Origin of the sequence: Glaciibacter kafniensis (genome assembly GCF_039538945.1) — a bacterium.
Lineage (GTDB): Bacteria > Actinomycetota > Actinomycetes > Actinomycetales > Microbacteriaceae > Cryobacterium > Cryobacterium kafniensis.
This window is the reverse complement of record NZ_BAABCN010000012.1, coordinates 261,505-276,170: the sequence shown is the minus strand read 5'-3', so window position 1 is coordinate 276,170 and position 14,666 is coordinate 261,505. Positions and strand designations below refer to the sequence as shown.

General features: G+C 61.9%; 13 protein-coding genes. 9 read left to right on the top strand and 4 right to left on the bottom strand.

Going from position 1 to position 14,666, the window contains the following annotated elements; genetic code table 11:
- Positions 1–454 precede the first annotated feature (454 nt).
- From ABD791_RS17425 to ABD791_RS17385, 9 genes are read left to right on the top strand one after another with little or no spacing between them, the layout of a single operon-like run.
- Positions 455–1,423, top strand: a complete 969-nt coding sequence (locus tag ABD791_RS17425; RefSeq protein ID WP_345069027.1) for a substrate-binding periplasmic protein — start codon at positions 455–457, stop codon at positions 1,421–1,423.
- A gap of 5 nt (positions 1,424–1,428) precedes the next feature.
- The gene (locus ABD791_RS17420) at positions 1,429–2,202 is read left to right on the top strand and encodes an amino acid ABC transporter permease (RefSeq protein ID WP_345069026.1); all 774 of its coding nucleotides are present in this window, start codon (positions 1,429–1,431) and stop codon (positions 2,200–2,202) included.
- Complete coding sequence (locus tag ABD791_RS17415) at positions 2,199–2,999, top strand: amino acid ABC transporter ATP-binding protein (protein WP_345069024.1); 801 nt, start codon at positions 2,199–2,201, stop codon at positions 2,997–2,999. Before ABD791_RS17420 ends, ABD791_RS17415 begins: the two co-directional genes overlap by 4 nt.
- Positions 3,000–3,045: 46 nt before the next feature.
- Positions 3,046–4,428, top strand: a complete 1,383-nt coding sequence (locus ABD791_RS17410; protein WP_345069022.1) for a flavin monoamine oxidase family protein — start codon at positions 3,046–3,048, stop codon at positions 4,426–4,428.
- Entirely contained in the window at positions 4,425–5,678 is a 1,254-nt protein-coding gene (locus tag ABD791_RS17405) for a D-amino acid dehydrogenase (RefSeq protein WP_345069020.1), read from the top strand. The genes ABD791_RS17410 and ABD791_RS17405 overlap by 4 nt, the downstream gene beginning before the upstream one ends.
- The gene (locus tag ABD791_RS17400) at positions 5,675–7,105 is read left to right on the top strand and encodes an FGGY family carbohydrate kinase (RefSeq protein ID WP_345069018.1); all 1,431 of its coding nucleotides are present in this window, start codon (positions 5,675–5,677) and stop codon (positions 7,103–7,105) included. Before ABD791_RS17405 ends, ABD791_RS17400 begins: the two co-directional genes overlap by 4 nt.
- On the top strand, positions 7,102–8,484 hold the full coding sequence (locus ABD791_RS17395) for an NAD(P)/FAD-dependent oxidoreductase (RefSeq protein ID WP_345069016.1): 1,383 nt from the start codon (positions 7,102–7,104) through the stop codon (positions 8,482–8,484). The genes ABD791_RS17400 and ABD791_RS17395 overlap by 4 nt, the downstream gene beginning before the upstream one ends.
- Complete coding sequence (locus tag ABD791_RS17390) at positions 8,477–9,724, top strand: NAD(P)/FAD-dependent oxidoreductase (RefSeq protein ID WP_345069014.1); 1,248 nt, start codon at positions 8,477–8,479, stop codon at positions 9,722–9,724. The genes ABD791_RS17395 and ABD791_RS17390 overlap by 8 nt, the downstream gene beginning before the upstream one ends.
- A 29-nt stretch (positions 9,725–9,753) precedes the next feature.
- A complete protein-coding gene (locus tag ABD791_RS17385) occupies positions 9,754–10,188 on the top strand; it encodes a RidA family protein (RefSeq protein WP_345069012.1) in 435 nt (144 codons plus the stop codon).
- A 68-nt stretch (positions 10,189–10,256) separates the two neighbouring features.
- On the opposite strand, the gene pstB is transcribed toward ABD791_RS17385, so the two are convergent.
- The 4 genes from pstB to pstS all read right to left on the bottom strand — a co-directional run bounded on the left by pstB (position 10,257) and on the right by pstS (position 14,439).
- Complete coding sequence (gene pstB / locus ABD791_RS17380) at positions 10,257–11,036, bottom strand: phosphate ABC transporter ATP-binding protein PstB (RefSeq protein WP_345069010.1); 780 nt, start codon at positions 11,034–11,036, stop codon at positions 10,257–10,259.
- A 32-nt stretch (positions 11,037–11,068) separates the two neighbouring features.
- A complete protein-coding gene (gene pstA / locus ABD791_RS17375) occupies positions 11,069–12,172 on the bottom strand; it encodes a phosphate ABC transporter permease PstA (protein WP_345069037.1) in 1,104 nt (367 codons plus the stop codon).
- 71 nt (positions 12,173–12,243) lie between these two features.
- A complete protein-coding gene (gene pstC / locus ABD791_RS17370) occupies positions 12,244–13,206 on the bottom strand; it encodes a phosphate ABC transporter permease subunit PstC (protein WP_345069009.1) in 963 nt (320 codons plus the stop codon).
- 135 nt (positions 13,207–13,341) lie between these two features.
- Entirely contained in the window at positions 13,342–14,439 is a 1,098-nt protein-coding gene (pstS, locus tag ABD791_RS17365) for a phosphate ABC transporter substrate-binding protein PstS (RefSeq protein WP_345069008.1), read from the bottom strand.
- Between the last annotated feature and the right edge of the window lie 227 nt (positions 14,440–14,666).

The following is a 14,666-nucleotide window of genomic DNA, read 5'->3' as shown; positions in this document are numbered from 1 at the left end:
TCGCTGCGGCATAATCAAAACACTGACCCGCACGGTGTTGAGAAACTCCACCACTCAGCGGGACGTGACCGTCGCACCTTTCTGCTTCCAACTGTCAGGGCGTTGAGCCCCGTGAAGATAGATTATCGTCGCGCTGCCTGTTCCTGTGCGTTTCTGACTGAAAATTTCGTCAGACACCTCCGCAATTTCAAAGAAGTGGCCCGGTGGAACCCGCCAGAACACCGCTCATTGTGAATTATTAAGGTTTCCCTTGACGCGTTACGGGCGATCTCGGTAATATCTCCACAGACAGCGGGCAATAAGGCGCAATATCCCACTCGAGTCATGGAATATCGATGAACTGTGAGGTGGGGGGCCATTTCTGAGGTCGTGTGTCGGCGGTTGCGTTGTGTAGTGCCGAGTGGTTTAACAAATGCCGTGATGGGCATCCCGTAAAGAAGCGAGAGGATCCACAATGAAGCGCACAAGAGTAAACAGTTCCCAATCATTCGCAAGTTTCGTCGTCCTTGCCGTCCTGGCAGCGGGCGCACTGACAGCGTGTTCCAGCACCCCAACCAGCGAGACGTCAGACGCGGCGGATCCGGGAGCATCAGCCGGCCTGGGGCTCCTGAAAGACGGTGAGGTATCGGTTGGTTTTATGAACGGCCTGATGCCATACATCGGTATGGAAAACGGCAAAGTCACGGGCGTGGACGGCGACCTGTTCCAGCTCGCAGCCGACGATCTCGGTCTCAACGTCAACGCCGCCGGAATGGAATTCTCGGCCATGATCGCCGGCGTTCAGGCCGGCCGCTATGACATCGGAATCGGCGGTGTCGCGTGGACCGAGGAACGATCCAAAGCAGGATCTTTCACCGATCCGGTCTACTACAGCCCCGCCCTGCTGCTCACTGCACCGGGGATTGAGATCAAGACCATCGCAGACATGGACGGTCTCACCATCGGTGCGGCCACCGGGTCGATGAACGACGACGCCGTTCGTGCTACCCCGGGTGCTATCGCCAAGTCTTACCCCGCTTGGGCGAATGCCATCACCGATCTCCAAGCAGGTCGTCTCGACGCGGTGAATATCGACCCGTTGACCGCCGTCTACATGCGCGATACAAACCCCGACTTGTCCGGATTCGGAACCTACGTTGTGCAGGCGCCGACCGATGAGGAGGTTGCGGCAAACCCGGGGTTGCAGGGATTCCGTCCGTACCAAGTCGTCTGGTATTGCTCGCCCAAGGCCGAAGCGCTGTGCGACTCCCTCAGCGACGTGATTCGCGGCTGGTACGACGACGGGACATCCGTGACCGTTCTCGAGGACTGGGGCGTAGACGCTCAATCGTTCCTCACGAGCAGTGACGAAATGACCAGCATCCGAGTCGGAGTAGATCGGGACGAAAACTGGACTGCTCCGACGCTGAAGGCATCGGAGTAAGCATTGTGAAAGTCGATTGGCTGAGCTACGCGCCCTTCCTTGCGGAAGGTCTTGTCAAGACCCTTGAACTGACCGCGCTCGGATTCCTCGGTGCCTGCCTCGTCGGGATGCTCGTGGCCGTTCTGCGACTGTCGCCGGTGAAGGCAATCCGCACGATCGGTTATCTCTACACCGAACTATTCAAGAACCTCCCGATGATCACCGGTATCTTCATCATCTATTTCGGTCTGACCGGGATCGGTCTCGTTCTTGACTCGTTCACAGCCGGGTATCTCAGCCTGTCGTTGTTCTACGGTGCCTACCTCGCGGAGATCTTCCGCGGTGGACTTCAAGGAATCAACAAGGGTCAGCTCGAGGCTGCGCAAGCACTCGGGCTGACCCCCCTTCGGGTTCTGTTTTCCGTGCAAGTTCCGCAGGCGGTCCGGCTTTCGCTGCCGGCCACCTCCACGATGCTGGTGGACCTGCTGAAAGGAACGGCGCTCCTGGTGACGATCGGTGGGGGAGAGCTGATGACTCAGGCGTCTATCGTTTCGGCTCAAACGTTCCGGCCGCTGGAGGTGTATGTCGTGATCGGCTTGATCTACCTCGCGATGTGCTGGCCATTGGCCAGGCTCGCTGGGTGGCTGGAGACACACCTGCATAAGGGCACGGCACTGTCGCCCCTCGGACGGAAGCTTCGCCACGAGGCTCTTCTTCAGCTACGCACACGGAACGACTCGGCTCACCCTCGTCCGGACATGACCGACCCGGTACTTATCTCTGAAGGCGGAGCCAAATGAAGACACCGGTCATAGAAATTCGCGATCTCCACAAGACCTACGGAAAATCAGAAGTACTTCGAGGCGTCGACTTATCCATCAACAGTGGCGAGGTCATGGCGATCTTGGGTCGAAGCGGGGGAGGCAAGAGCACCCTCCTTCGATGCATCAACCTCCTGGAGACACCGACCGCAGGAGACATCCGGGTGGGTGAGCATCTCGCATTTTCCGGAGGTAAACCGGCAACGGGAAAGAATCTGGTGCGCCTGCGCCGAAGCGTCGGGATGCTCTTCCAGGGGTTGAACGTCTTTCCACATCTCTCTGTGGTCGAGAATGTCGCTCTGCCCATGGTTCGCAGCCTGGGAACGGATGAGTCGGTGGCGGTGAAAACGGCACTCGACCTGCTCGACAAGGTCAAGCTGACGGAGAAGGCGCTCGCCATGCCAAGTCAGCTCTCCGGCGGACAACTACAGAGAGTCGCTCTGGCGAGGGCGCTCGCACTCAACCCGCTGGCATTGCTGTTTGACGAACCGACATCAGCTCTCGATCCCGAGTCGACGCTTGAGGTGTTGCAGGTGATGAAGGATCTCAGCGCAGACGGGATGACCATGGTCATCGTGACGCACGAAATCGGTTTTGCCTTCGACGTGGCAAAAACCATCGTGATGATCGACGAGGGCATCGTCGTTGACAGCGGTTCGCCGGCGCAGTTGGCATCCAACTCCCAACATGACCTCACCAAGCGGTTTCTCCGCGAGCATCTGCAGTTTGACAGTAGCTCGCCAGCGGGCCAGCCGCGCCCGACGCGCTCCCGCTGACGATCACCACCCATTTCGAATCATTTCAGAAGGAACGACGAAGCAGATGCCTCACGAAATTTACGACGCAATCATTATCGGTGGCGGCGCGGCCGGACTTGCTGCAGCGAACGAGCTGCTCGATAAGAAGGTGCTGCTCCTGGAGCGCGACAGCCGTCTCGGCGGACGTCTGCACTCGTATTCGGAAGGCGATTACTGGATGAACCTGGGCGCGCATCTCTTTCCCGGACCAGATTCCTACATGGGCAAGCTCGTCACCTCGCTCGGCCTCGAGACCATCGCGATTCCCGGTTCAAAATTCGCGATCACTTTCAATGGAAAAGTTTTCACGAAGAACCGCGTCGAAAGCTACCCCCTGACATTGCCCATGACCCTCAGAGAGAGGGTGAGCTTCGCCATCATCGGATTGAAAATGCTGAAAACGGTCGCGGACTGGCGATCGACTCAGAACCCAAACTCTGGCAGTCACAGCTCGGAAAGGAGCAAGAAAACGACCAATCGGCTTGCGAAGACACGATTTCGAGATCTGCTAGGGACTCCGTCTCCGCGGGTGGACGCGATCTTCTCCACTGCGGCTCGCCGGGCCAGCGCGGAACTGAACGAGCAGAGCGCCGGCACCGGTGCTGCACTGTTCGGAGGTGTGTGGGCGGGGAAGAAGAGTTCGCTCGCCTATAACTTGAACGGTGGCTCGGCAAAGCTTGCCGAAGCGTTGGCGAAGCGCTTGGGCGAGCGCGTCCGGTTGAACACCGCGGTGACCGCTGTCTACGAATCTGACTCTCTGGTTGTCGTCGAGGCGCATCATCACGGCAAGCGGGTGAGCTTCCGGGCCCGTCAGGTGATAGTTGCGACCAGCGCAGATATCGCAGCGCGCATCGCAACAGGCTTGCCGACCGAGGTTCTGAGTTGCCTCTCGAATGTTTCATACGGTGCGTTCGTGTCGATGGGAGTCATCACGTCGGAGTCCGGTCCTCAGCCGATAGATCCGATCTACGCGATCACGTCGCCCGATTGCTCGTTCGACATGATGTTCAATCATGCCAACCCACTCCGCACAGAGGGCAGTCGCGCCGACGGCGGGAGCCTCATGGTGTACAGCGGTGGAGATCTGGCTCGCACGCTGCTCATGAGTTCGGACGAAGCGATAACCGAGCTCTTCGTGAACGACATTCTCAAGCTCTATCCTCAGCTGACCGGAAAGATCGCCAAGACTCGAGTTCAGCGCTGGCCGATTGGGCTTCCGTTCAACCGTCCCGGATTCTCACTCCACAGCGTGCGCCAATACTGCGAATCCGGCACCAACTCCATCGACCTCTGCGGAGATTACTTCGGTGACCTCGGGAACATGGAATTTGCGGCACGAAGTGGCATTGAGGCGGCGCGCCGGGCACTGGCACGAATCGCTGCCCCCACAATCCAGAGCATGTCGTGAAAACCATCATCGTCGGTGGAGGCATTGTCGGTGTCACCGCTGCCTACTATCTGGCGAAGGAGGGAATTGAAGTCACCCTTCTGGAGGGGCAGCCCGAGCTCGCACTCGACGCGAGTGCAGGCAATGCCGGACTTATCGCTCCCGGTCACTCCTTCGCCTGGGCCTCGCCTTCGGCGCCGGGCATGATGATCAAGTCGCTTTTTGGCACTCAGTCCGCAATTCGCGTTCGCTGGCCCCTTGAACCTCGATTCATCGCCTGGGGTCTGCGATTCCTCCGTGAATGCACGGCCGGCCGCGCCCGATCCAACAGCCTCGTCAAGCTCAGCCTGAGCCAATACAGTCAGGCGCTCCTGGAAAACGTCATTTCGGCGGAAGGCATCGACTGCCACTATCAACGAGGTGGTGTGGTCTACCTCTATCGTTCTCCTCGAGAGCTGGCAGAAGGCATCGCAAAGATGCAGTTGGTACGGGATCACGGACAGAAGATGGTCGTGCTCACCCCGTCGGAATTGGGCGAACTTGAGCCCGCACTCCGCGACGCGACCGGCGAATTCGCCGGTGGCATCCTCGGCTTGACCGATACCACTGCCAACTCAGTTCTCTTTGCACACGCCATCGCAGACAAGGCACGTGAATTGGGAGTAGAGATTCGCCTCGGCACCCCGGTAGAGGCGCTTCTTGGTGACCGGCGCCGTGTGACCGGAGTGCAAACTTCGCACGGTGAGCTCCTCGCAGACGCGGTTGTTGTCGCCGCGGGTGCGCACAGCCCTCAGCTGATGAAAGGCCTGGGCATCAACCTGCCCGTCTACCCGGCGAAAGGGTACTCACTGACCATTCCAGTGATCAGCGAGAGGGACGCACCCCAAATCGGTGGACTCGATGAGCGCACACTCGTCGCCTGGTCCCGGATGGGCGACCAGCTCCGGATGTCGTCCACGGCAGAATTCGCCGGTTTCAACCCGACGGTGAGTCGATCGGCGATCCATCACATCCTCACGATCGGCAAGGAACTCTTTCCGGGCGCAGCAGACTGGGACCAGGCCGTTGTGCGCACGGCCTTTAGGCCGATGACGCCGGCGGGGCCCCCGATAATCGGCGCAAGCAAGGTGCGAAACCTGTATTACAACACGGGACATGGGCATATGGGGTGGACCATGGCGTGCGGTTCGGCTCAAATCCTCGCTGACCAGTTGCTGGGACGCACGTCGGCCATCGACACCAGCGGATTCGCGCCGAAGGCGTCACAATGACCGTCTTGGCGATCGATCAGGGAACGTCGGGAACGAAGGCAATCGTGCACGACGGAGAGTCGATTCTCGCCGTGGTTGAAGTTCCGGTTCGCCCGCACTATCGTTCCGGGGGTCTCGTTGAGATCGATGCGCACACCCTCCTCGATTCGGTTCTCGAATCGGGCAGGCGCGCCGTCGCCGAAGCCGGAAATCCGCCCATAGACATGGTTTCCCTGGCCAACCAAGGGGAGTCTGTGCTTGCCTGGGACCAGGAAAGTGGGCAACCGCTCAGCCAAACGATCATCTGGCAAGACAAGAGGGCGCAGCCGATCTGCGACGAATTATTCGAGTCAAGCGCGGCAATCTCCGCCACCACTGGACTCGTCCTCGATCCGTATTTCTCAGCCCCGAAGATGACCTGGCTGCGCCGAAACCAGACGAAGGACGGCGTCGTCACGACAACCGACAGCTGGCTGGTGCACCAACTGACCGGAGAATTTGTCACGGATGCGACCACCGCAAGCCGTTCGCTGGTCTTCGGCCTGGACTCGGGGGAGTGGGACGCCGACATGCTGAGGCTCTTTCGTCTCGACGACGAAGCCCTCCCACGCATTGTTCGGAATGATGAAGTCGTCGGGACGACCTCCGCATTCGGGGGCTCGATCCCGGTGGGAGGCTTGATCGTCGACCAGCAGGCCGCCTTGCTGGCCCAAAACTGTTTGTCGGCCGGGGACCTCAAATGCACCTTCGGAACTGGTGCGTTCCTGTTGGGCAACGTTGGTCAGGCCCCCCTCCGATCGGCACACGGCCTGTCGACCTCGGTCGCATGGTCGTTTGCCGATGGGCAGTCGTATTGCCTTGACGGACAGTCACTCACCATGGGATCGGCCGTCAGGTGGATGGTGGCGGCAGGCCTGCTGAGCGCTCCCGATGCGCTGGATGCCGAATGCGGTGAGAGCACGAATGGTGCAGTGTTCGTACCGGGGCTTGCCGGGTTCGCAGCCCCTCGCTGGGAGACTGACGCACGTGGAGCCTTTGTCGGTCTCAGCCTCGAAACCGAGAAGCATCACCTGATCCGGGCCGTCGTGGAGGGGCTTGCTGCGCAGGTCACCGAGCTTGTGCACTGTTTGGAACGCGATGCGGGAACGCCCATCCGTCGGTTGAATGTCGACGGAGGCGCGACTCGCTCACGTGCCCTGATGCAGGCGCAGGCCGACCTGTTGCAGATCCCGATCGACTGCTTCCCGTCGGCTCACGCCACGGTGCTGGGAACGGCGGCAGCGGCCCGGCTTTCTCTCGACCCGGGCAGAGCGCTCGGCGAAGTAGTCACCTCCTGGACACCGAGCATGAGCTATGAACCGAGGTGGCAGCCGGATCGCGCCGACGAAGTTCGGTCCGCCTGGGACCAGGCCGTCTTGGCCACAACTTCATTGGGGAGGAAACGGTGACCAAGATTTATGATCTCGCAATCATCGGTGCCGGTGTCATCGGCTGTGCTCTCGCGCGCGAGTTTTCCCGGCGGGGACACAGCGTTGCGCTTCTGGACTCGCTCGCTGATTTCGGAGACGGCACCAGTAAAGCAAACACCGCAATTCTGCACACCGGATTCGACGCTACACCGGGCACCCTCGAGTCGCGGCTCGTCGCCCAGGGCTATGCGCTCCTGCTCAACTATGCACAGCAGGTCGGAATTGCCTATGAGAACACTGGCGCGATTCTCGTTGCGTGGGATACCGAGCAGGTGGCGACCCTGCCCAAGCTGCAGGAGAAAGCTCGGGCCAACGGCTACCTCGATACCGAAATCATCGACGCAGACGCTGTCTATTCTGCGCTCCCGCAGCTTGGTCCAGGAGCGCTCGGCGGGCTGACCGTTCCTGGAGAGTCAATTATCGACCCATGGTCGACGTCCTTGGCCTTCATCAACGACGCCACCGAAGCTGGCCTGGAGTTCCTGCGTGAGCACCGGGTGACCGCGGTTCGTCGAGACGGAGGCGTGACGACTGTCACGACCAGCGCCGGCTCCGTCCAAGCGAATTGGGTCATCAACGCGGCCGGCCTCGGAGCGGACATCGTTGACCGCCTGTTCGGCTATGACCGGTTCACGGTCACCCCTCGACGAGGCGAGCTGATTGTGTTTGACAAAGCCGCGCGAGCCCTCGTTCCGAAGATTGTGTTGCCGGTCCCGACCTCACGCGGAAAAGGGGTGCTCGTCGCCCCGACTGTGTTCGGTAACGCCATGCTCGGCCCGACCTCCGAAGACCTCGAGGACCGCTCTGATCGCTCGACGGGCCAGGCGGGCATCGCAACTCTTCTCGAGAAGGGGAGGCGAATCATGCCATTGCTTCTGAACGAGGAAGTCACCGCCACGTACGCGGGATTGCGCGCCGCAATCGACCACCCTGACTATTTCGTCGATGTCGACGCCGGAGAAGGGTATGTCTGTCTCGGCGGCATCCGTTCGACGGGGCTCACCTCGAGTTTGGCGCTCGCCGAACACGTCAATGAACTCATGGTCGAAGCGGGGCTCCCGTCCCGCATGACGGATGGTCGCTTCGATTCCAAACGGGTGCCGAACCTCGGGGAATCGTTTCCCCGCCCATACCAACAGGCCGAACTGATCCGGGAAGACCCCGCGTATGGGGAAATCGTGTGTTTCTGTGAACGCGTCACGAAGGGCGAAGTTCGCGATGCGCTGAATTCGCCCGTGCCGCCCGGTGATCTTGGCGGGCTCAAACGGCGGACTCGCGTGATGATGGGACGCTGCCAGGGGTTCTACTGTGGTGCCGCCATTGAATGCCTCTTCAACAAGGACAAGCACAATGAGTGAGTTAACTCTGACTCCCGACGTCGTCGTCGTCGGGGGAGGCCCAGCCGGGCTCACCGCGGCGACGGAGCTTCGTCGACAGGGCGTCGCGGACGTCCTAGTTATTGAGCGCGAGAGCGCGGCGGGCGGTATCCCACGGCACAGCGATCACACCGGATACGGAATTCGAGACCTTCATCGAGTGATGCCTGGTCCGGCGTATGCCCAGCGACTCGTCTCGCTGGCCAATGTGGCCGGGGCCTCGATCTGGACACAATCGATGGTGACCGGGATCGACGATGACCTCACTCTCTCGGTCACATCTCCGCGGGGAATTCAGCAGATTCGACCCCGGGCGTTGGTTCTTGCCACCGGGGCCCGGGAGCGCCCTCGCACCGCACGGATGATCCCCGGAAGCCGGCCACAGGGCGTGTACACGACCGGGCAGTTGCAGAACCTGGTGCACCTTCACCATCAACGACCGGGCTCGCGCGCGGTCATCGTCGGTGCGGAGCTCGTGAGCTGGTCAAGCGTTCTGACCTTGCGTGAAGCCGGATGCACGCCCGTGCTTATGACGTCCACGCATGACAAGGCGGAGGCCTACAGCTCACTGTCGCTGGCTGGCCGCATCGCGCTGCGCACTCCGGTGGCAACGCACACTCGTGTTCTGGCCATTGAGGGGAAAGACCGCGTCACGGCGGTCATCCTCGAAGACACTCAGACCCGCCGGGTGCGCCGCATCGAATGCGACACAGTGGTGCTCACAGCTGAGTGGGTACCAGACAATGAGCTCGCCCGAAGCGCGGGAATCGAGATCGCGCCTGGGTCTCTCAGCCCGCGGGTCGACGCGAGCCTCCGCACCTCGCACAGCGGCGTGTTCGCGATCGGAAATCTTGTGCATCCGGTGGATACCGCTGACGTCGCGGCGCTTGATGGGCGCCACGTTGCGCTCGCTGTGCGGCGCTGGCTCAACGACGCGTCACCATTCGCGCCGTCTGTGACAATTCATGCCGGGCAGCCACTGCGGTGGATCTCGCCGTCGACTCTTCGTCTCGACGACGAGGCGCCCGCGCGTGGGAAGATACTGGCCTGGACGGATGAATACATTGGCGCGCCTGTCGTTGAGGTGCGGCAAGGCGGCCGGATCATCGGTCGTCGTCGGTTGCCATGGCCTGCTGCTCCGGGACGCGTTTTTCGCATCCCGTTCGCCCTTTTCAAAAACCTCGACTACGCGGCTGGCGACGTGTCCGTCACCGTGCGATAGTCGATTTCACCGCCACCGAGGAGAACACAATGACCGAAAATACTCACATTTCTGACGCCGTTTCACGCCATGACGTCGAAGGGATCACCACGAGAGCCTCGAGCTTTCCGTCCTACGTGCGTGCGGGCGACTACGTCTTCATCACTGGTCAGGTATCGATCGATGACGACGGGCAGGTCGTTGCTCCCGGAGATGTCCACGCACAGACCGCTCAAGCCCTCTCCCGGCTACGGCGAATTACGGAGGCAGCCGGAGGCGGGATCGACAGCATCGTGACCGCCACGTGTTACCTCACCAAGGCCGAATTTGCCCTCGAATTCAACGCGGCCTGGGCTGCAACTTTTGGCGAACACCGGCCTGCCCGTGCCACAGTGGTCGCCGAGCTCCTCGACCCACTTCTCCTCGTTGAGGTCCAAGCCACGGCGTACATTCCGGTGACCGGCATCAGTCAACTGCCGAGTTAACCCAGTACGACCGAGAGTCGCCGTTCGAACGGCGACTCTCGGTCGTAGGGGGGACCTTCGGCGAATGGTTAGCCGAAGCGACCCGACACGTAGTCCTCTGTCGCCTGCACGCTCGGGTTCGAGAAGATCGTGGTGGTGTCGTCGTACTCGATCAGCTTGCCCGGCTTGCCGGTTCCCGCGATGTTGAAGAACGCGGTTCGGTCGGAGACGCGCGAGGCCTGCTGCATGTTGTGCGTCACGATCACGATCGTGTAGTCGGCCTTCATCTCTTCGATGAGGTCCTCGATCGCCAGGGTGGAGATCGGGTCGAGGGCAGAGCATGGCTCGTCCATCAGGATGACGTCGGGCTGCACGGCAATCGCCCGCGCAATGCAGAGACGCTGCTGCTGGCCGCCGGAGAGTCCGGAGCCCGGGCGGTCGAGACGGTCCTTGACCTCGTTCCAGAGGTTCGCGCCACGCAGCGACTGCTCGATCAAATCGTCGGCCTCGCTCTTGGGCATCCGTCGGTTGTTGAGCTTGACGCCGGCCAGCACGTTGTCGCCGATCGACATAGTTGGGAACGGGTTGGGGCGCTGGAAGACCATGCCCACCTGGCGACGTACGAGCACTGGGTCGACACCGGGGCCGTAGAGGTTGTTGCCGTCGATCAGCACCTCGCCCTCGACGCGCGTGCCGGGGATCACCTCGTGCATCCGGTTGAGGGTGCGCAGGAACGTTGACTTGCCGCAACCGCTCGGGCCGATGAATGCCGTGACGGTGCGCGGCTCAATGGTCAGCGTGACACCTTCGACTGCCAGGAAGTTTCCGTAGTAGACGTTGAGGTCGTTGACTTCAATACGCTTTGACACTGTGATTCCTTCGAGTTCTGAGGTCGAACGCGTTAGCGGCCGAGTTTGGGGGAGAAGAAGCGGGCGATCAACCGGGCGAGACCATTCAAGAGCATCACGATCAGAATCAGGGTGAGTGCTCCGGCCCAGGCGCGGTCGATATAGGCCTGGAAATCGGCGCCCTGGTTGGCGTACTGGGTGTACACGAACACCGGAAGGGTCATCATCCGCTCGCTGAACAGGTCATAGTTCATGCTCGCGGTGAAGCCGGAGATGATCAGCAGCGGCGCGGTCTCACCGATCACCCGGGCAATCGAGATCATGATGCCCGTCACGATTCCGGCGAGGGAGGTCGGCAACACCACCTTCAGAATGGTCAGCCACTTCGGCACACCGAGCGCGAACGCCGCCTCCCGCAGCTCGTTGGGCACGAGCTTGAGCATCTCTTCACTCGAGCGCACCACAACCGGGATCATCAGCACCGAGAGCGCGACGGCGCCACCGAAGCCAAAACGGATGCCCGGGTCGTTGAAGATGAGAGAGAAGAAGGCGTAGGCGAACAGGCCGGCCACGATCGACGGGATGCCGGTCATCACGTCGACAAAGAAGGTGATGCCCCGCGCCAGCCGGCCGCGGCCGTACTCGGTGAGGTAGATCGCGGCGAGAAGGCCGATCGGCACCGAGATCAGGGTGGCGACGCCGGTGATCAGCAGGGTTCCGACGATCGCGTGCAGGGCTCCACCGCCGGCACCGACGATGTTGCGCTGCGATTCGGTGAAGAACGTCGGAGTGAGGAACGCCGGCAGGCCGTTGATGACGGTGGTGCTGATGAGCGAGACCAGCGGCAGCAAGGCGAGAACGAACGCGGCACTGACCAGCGCGGTGACCAGGCGGTCTTTGGCCTTACGCAGGCCCTCGACGAAGAAGGACAACGCGAAGATCGCGACACAGAACAGCACGGTTCCGAAGAATGCGGTGCCCGCCCAGTTGAAGCTGCTCGCCTCATCGGCGATGTCGATGAGGAGAAAGACGATTCCGACGAGCGCGACACTGCCGAGGAGTACCCACAGCGGCGTGTTGCGGGGGAGCTTGCCGGCGGTCAACGAGTTGGTCAGCGGCCGGGCGGGTGGTGAGCCAGGTGCCGACGAACCCGGCATCGAACCGTGCGCCGTTGTCGCACGCGGCGTGGGGGCATCCATGCGCGCGGGGTCCTTCTCTGTCGTTGTCATCAGTTCGCTCCCGAGAAGGCCTTGCGGCGGTTGATGATGACGCGGGCGAGCATGTTCACGGCCAGCGTGATGATGAAGAGGATGAGGCCGGTGCCGAGCAGGATGTTCACCCCGGTGCCGTGGGCTTCCGGAAAGTTCAAGGCGATGTTCGCGGGGATGGTCGAGGGGTTCTGCGAGGTGAGCAGCTGAAAGATGATCTGCGGGCTAGGCGAGAGCACCATGGCGACCGCCATCGTCTCACCGAGCGCGCGACCCAGGCCGAGCATCGACGCGGAGATGATGCCGGGCCGACCGAACGGCAAGACGGCCATCTGAATCATTTCCCAGCGGGTGGCGCCGAGGGCGAGGGCGGCTTCTTCGTGCAAGACCGGAGTCTGCAGAAAGACCTCGCGGCAGATGGCGGTGATGATCGGCAGCACCATGACTGCGAGCACGACGGCGACGGTGAGGATGGTGCGCCCGGTTCCGGATGCCGGTCCGGCGAAGAGCGGGAACCAGCCGAACCACTCGACCAGGGTGGTGTAGAACGGCTGCAGCATCGGCGCGAGCACTCCGATTCCCCAGAGGCCGAACACGACGGACGGCACCGCGGCGAGCAGGTCGATCAGGTAGCCGAGGCCCTGTGCCAGCTTGCGCGGTGCGTAGTGGGAGATGAACAGCGCGATGCCGATCGAAATCGGAACGGCGATGAGCATGGCCAGGGCGGCGGCCCAGATGGTGCCGAAGGCGAGCGGCCAGACGTACTCCCAGAAGTTGCTGAAATCACCCTTGAAGTCAGCGGCCGGAGCGAAGAAACCGGGGATGCTCTGTACGAGCAAGAAAACGGCAACGGCGGCGAGCACGGCGAGAATCAACGCACCGGCCACCACTGTCAGGGTCGAGAAGACCCGATCACCCGGACGCTGCTTCGCCTTGGCTGGGCGGTTCACCACAGGGGCAACCGGATCAACTGAGGTGGTCATTCCTGGCGACTCCCTGGGGTGTGGGGTGGATGTCTGGGGGATTGAGATTCTGACCAGTGGCCGTGAACCTCAGTGTGCCCGACCCGGAAACCGCGTGCACGCTGCGGCTTCCGGATCGGGCGGATGTGAGGGGTGTTACTTGATGGTGGCGATCACCGCAGCGACCTTGGTCTGCAGGTCAGCGGAGAGCGGTGCGGCGCCGGCGGACTTCGCAGCCTCGGCCTGGCCGTCAGCGCTGGCCATGTAGCCGACGTACGACTTCACGAGCTCGCCCTTGGCAGCATCGGCGTAGTCGGTGCAGACGATGGCGTAGCTGACCAGAACCAGCGGGTAGTGGGTCGGGTCGGTGGTGGTGCGGTTGAGCTGGATGGCGAGGTCATCGGCGGCGCGGCCTTCGACCAGCGGGGAGTCGTTGACGACTGCCGCTGCGGCATCCGCCGTGTAGCCGACGAACTCGTCGCCGACCTTGATCTTTGCCACACCGAGTGAACCGGCGCGTGAAGCGTCGGCGTAACCGATGGTGCCCACGCCGTTGGTGACGGCGTCAACGACACCCGAGGTGCCCTGGGCGCCTTCACCGGACTGGAACGGGAAGGTGTCGGCCGGCTTCTCGGTCCACACGTCGGGAGCAACCTGGTTGAGGTAGTCAGCGAAGTTCTTGGTGGTTCCCGAGTCGTCCGAGCGGTGAACCGCGGTGATCGGCGTCGCCGGCAGCTTCGCGTCGGCGTTCAACGCTGCGATGGCCGGGTCGTTCCACGTCGTGATGTCGCCCTTGAAGATCTTGGCGAGGGTGGATGCGTCGAGGTTCAGGTTCTTGACACCGTCGACGTTGAAGATCACGGCGATCGGGGAGATGTAGACCGGCAGGTCGACGGCGGTGGTGCCGGGAACGCAGCTGGCGAAGCTGGCCGCGAGCTCCTCATCCTTCAGGTAGGAGTCGGATCCGGCGAAGTCGGAACCGCCCGATGCGAAGGTCTCACGACCGGCGCCCGAACCCGACGGGTCGTAGTTGATCGTGACATCAGGGTTGGCGGTCTGGAACTGTGCGATCCAGGCTTCCTGGGCGGCACCCTGCGACGAGGCGCCTGCTGCGTTGATGGTGCCGGAGAGGGTGCTGGTGGTTGCGGTCTCGCTCGGTGCGGCGCTGCCGCTTTCGTTGGCGGCGCATCCGGTCAGAGCGAGTGCGGCAACAGCCAGAACGGCGGCAGGAGCGCCAAAACGCTTGAAGTTCACGGGAAATCCCTTCGAGGGGTTGAAAACAGGATGAGGGCCGATCACAACTTTTGCCTCTGTGCTCGACCTGTCAGTGACGCTACGTCCTGTGGTTAACGAGACTCCCCTACGTCGGTAAACGGGAGGTGAACGACGATCGACCATTCCCACGCCCACCACGCACGCGAGCCGTGAGAAATGACTCGCTTTTTCGCGAAAATCGAGTCACTACTCACGGCTCGGCGTCA

Bases quoted from the DNA above. Each gene is read 5' to 3' on its own strand.
- ABD791_RS17390 (WP_345069014.1), top strand. From the start codon at position 8,477: ATGAGTGAGTTAACTCTGACTCCCGACGTCGTCGTCGTCGGGGGAGGC.
- pstC (WP_345069009.1), bottom strand. From the start codon at position 13,206: ATGACCACCTCAGTTGATCCGGTTGCCCCTGTGGTGAACCGCCCAGCC.
- pstA (WP_345069037.1), bottom strand. From the start codon at position 12,172: ATGCCGGGTTCGTCGGCACCTGGCTCACCACCCGCCCGGCCGCTGACC.
- ABD791_RS17400 (WP_345069018.1), top strand. From the start codon at position 5,675: ATGACCGTCTTGGCGATCGATCAGGGAACGTCGGGAACGAAGGCAATC.
- ABD791_RS17410 (WP_345069022.1), top strand. From the start codon at position 3,046: ATGCCTCACGAAATTTACGACGCAATCATTATCGGTGGCGGCGCGGCC.
- ABD791_RS17385 (WP_345069012.1), top strand. From the start codon at position 9,754: ATGACCGAAAATACTCACATTTCTGACGCCGTTTCACGCCATGACGTC.
- ABD791_RS17415 (WP_345069024.1), top strand. From the start codon at position 2,199: ATGAAGACACCGGTCATAGAAATTCGCGATCTCCACAAGACCTACGGA.
- ABD791_RS17425 (WP_345069027.1), top strand. From the start codon at position 455: ATGAAGCGCACAAGAGTAAACAGTTCCCAATCATTCGCAAGTTTCGTC.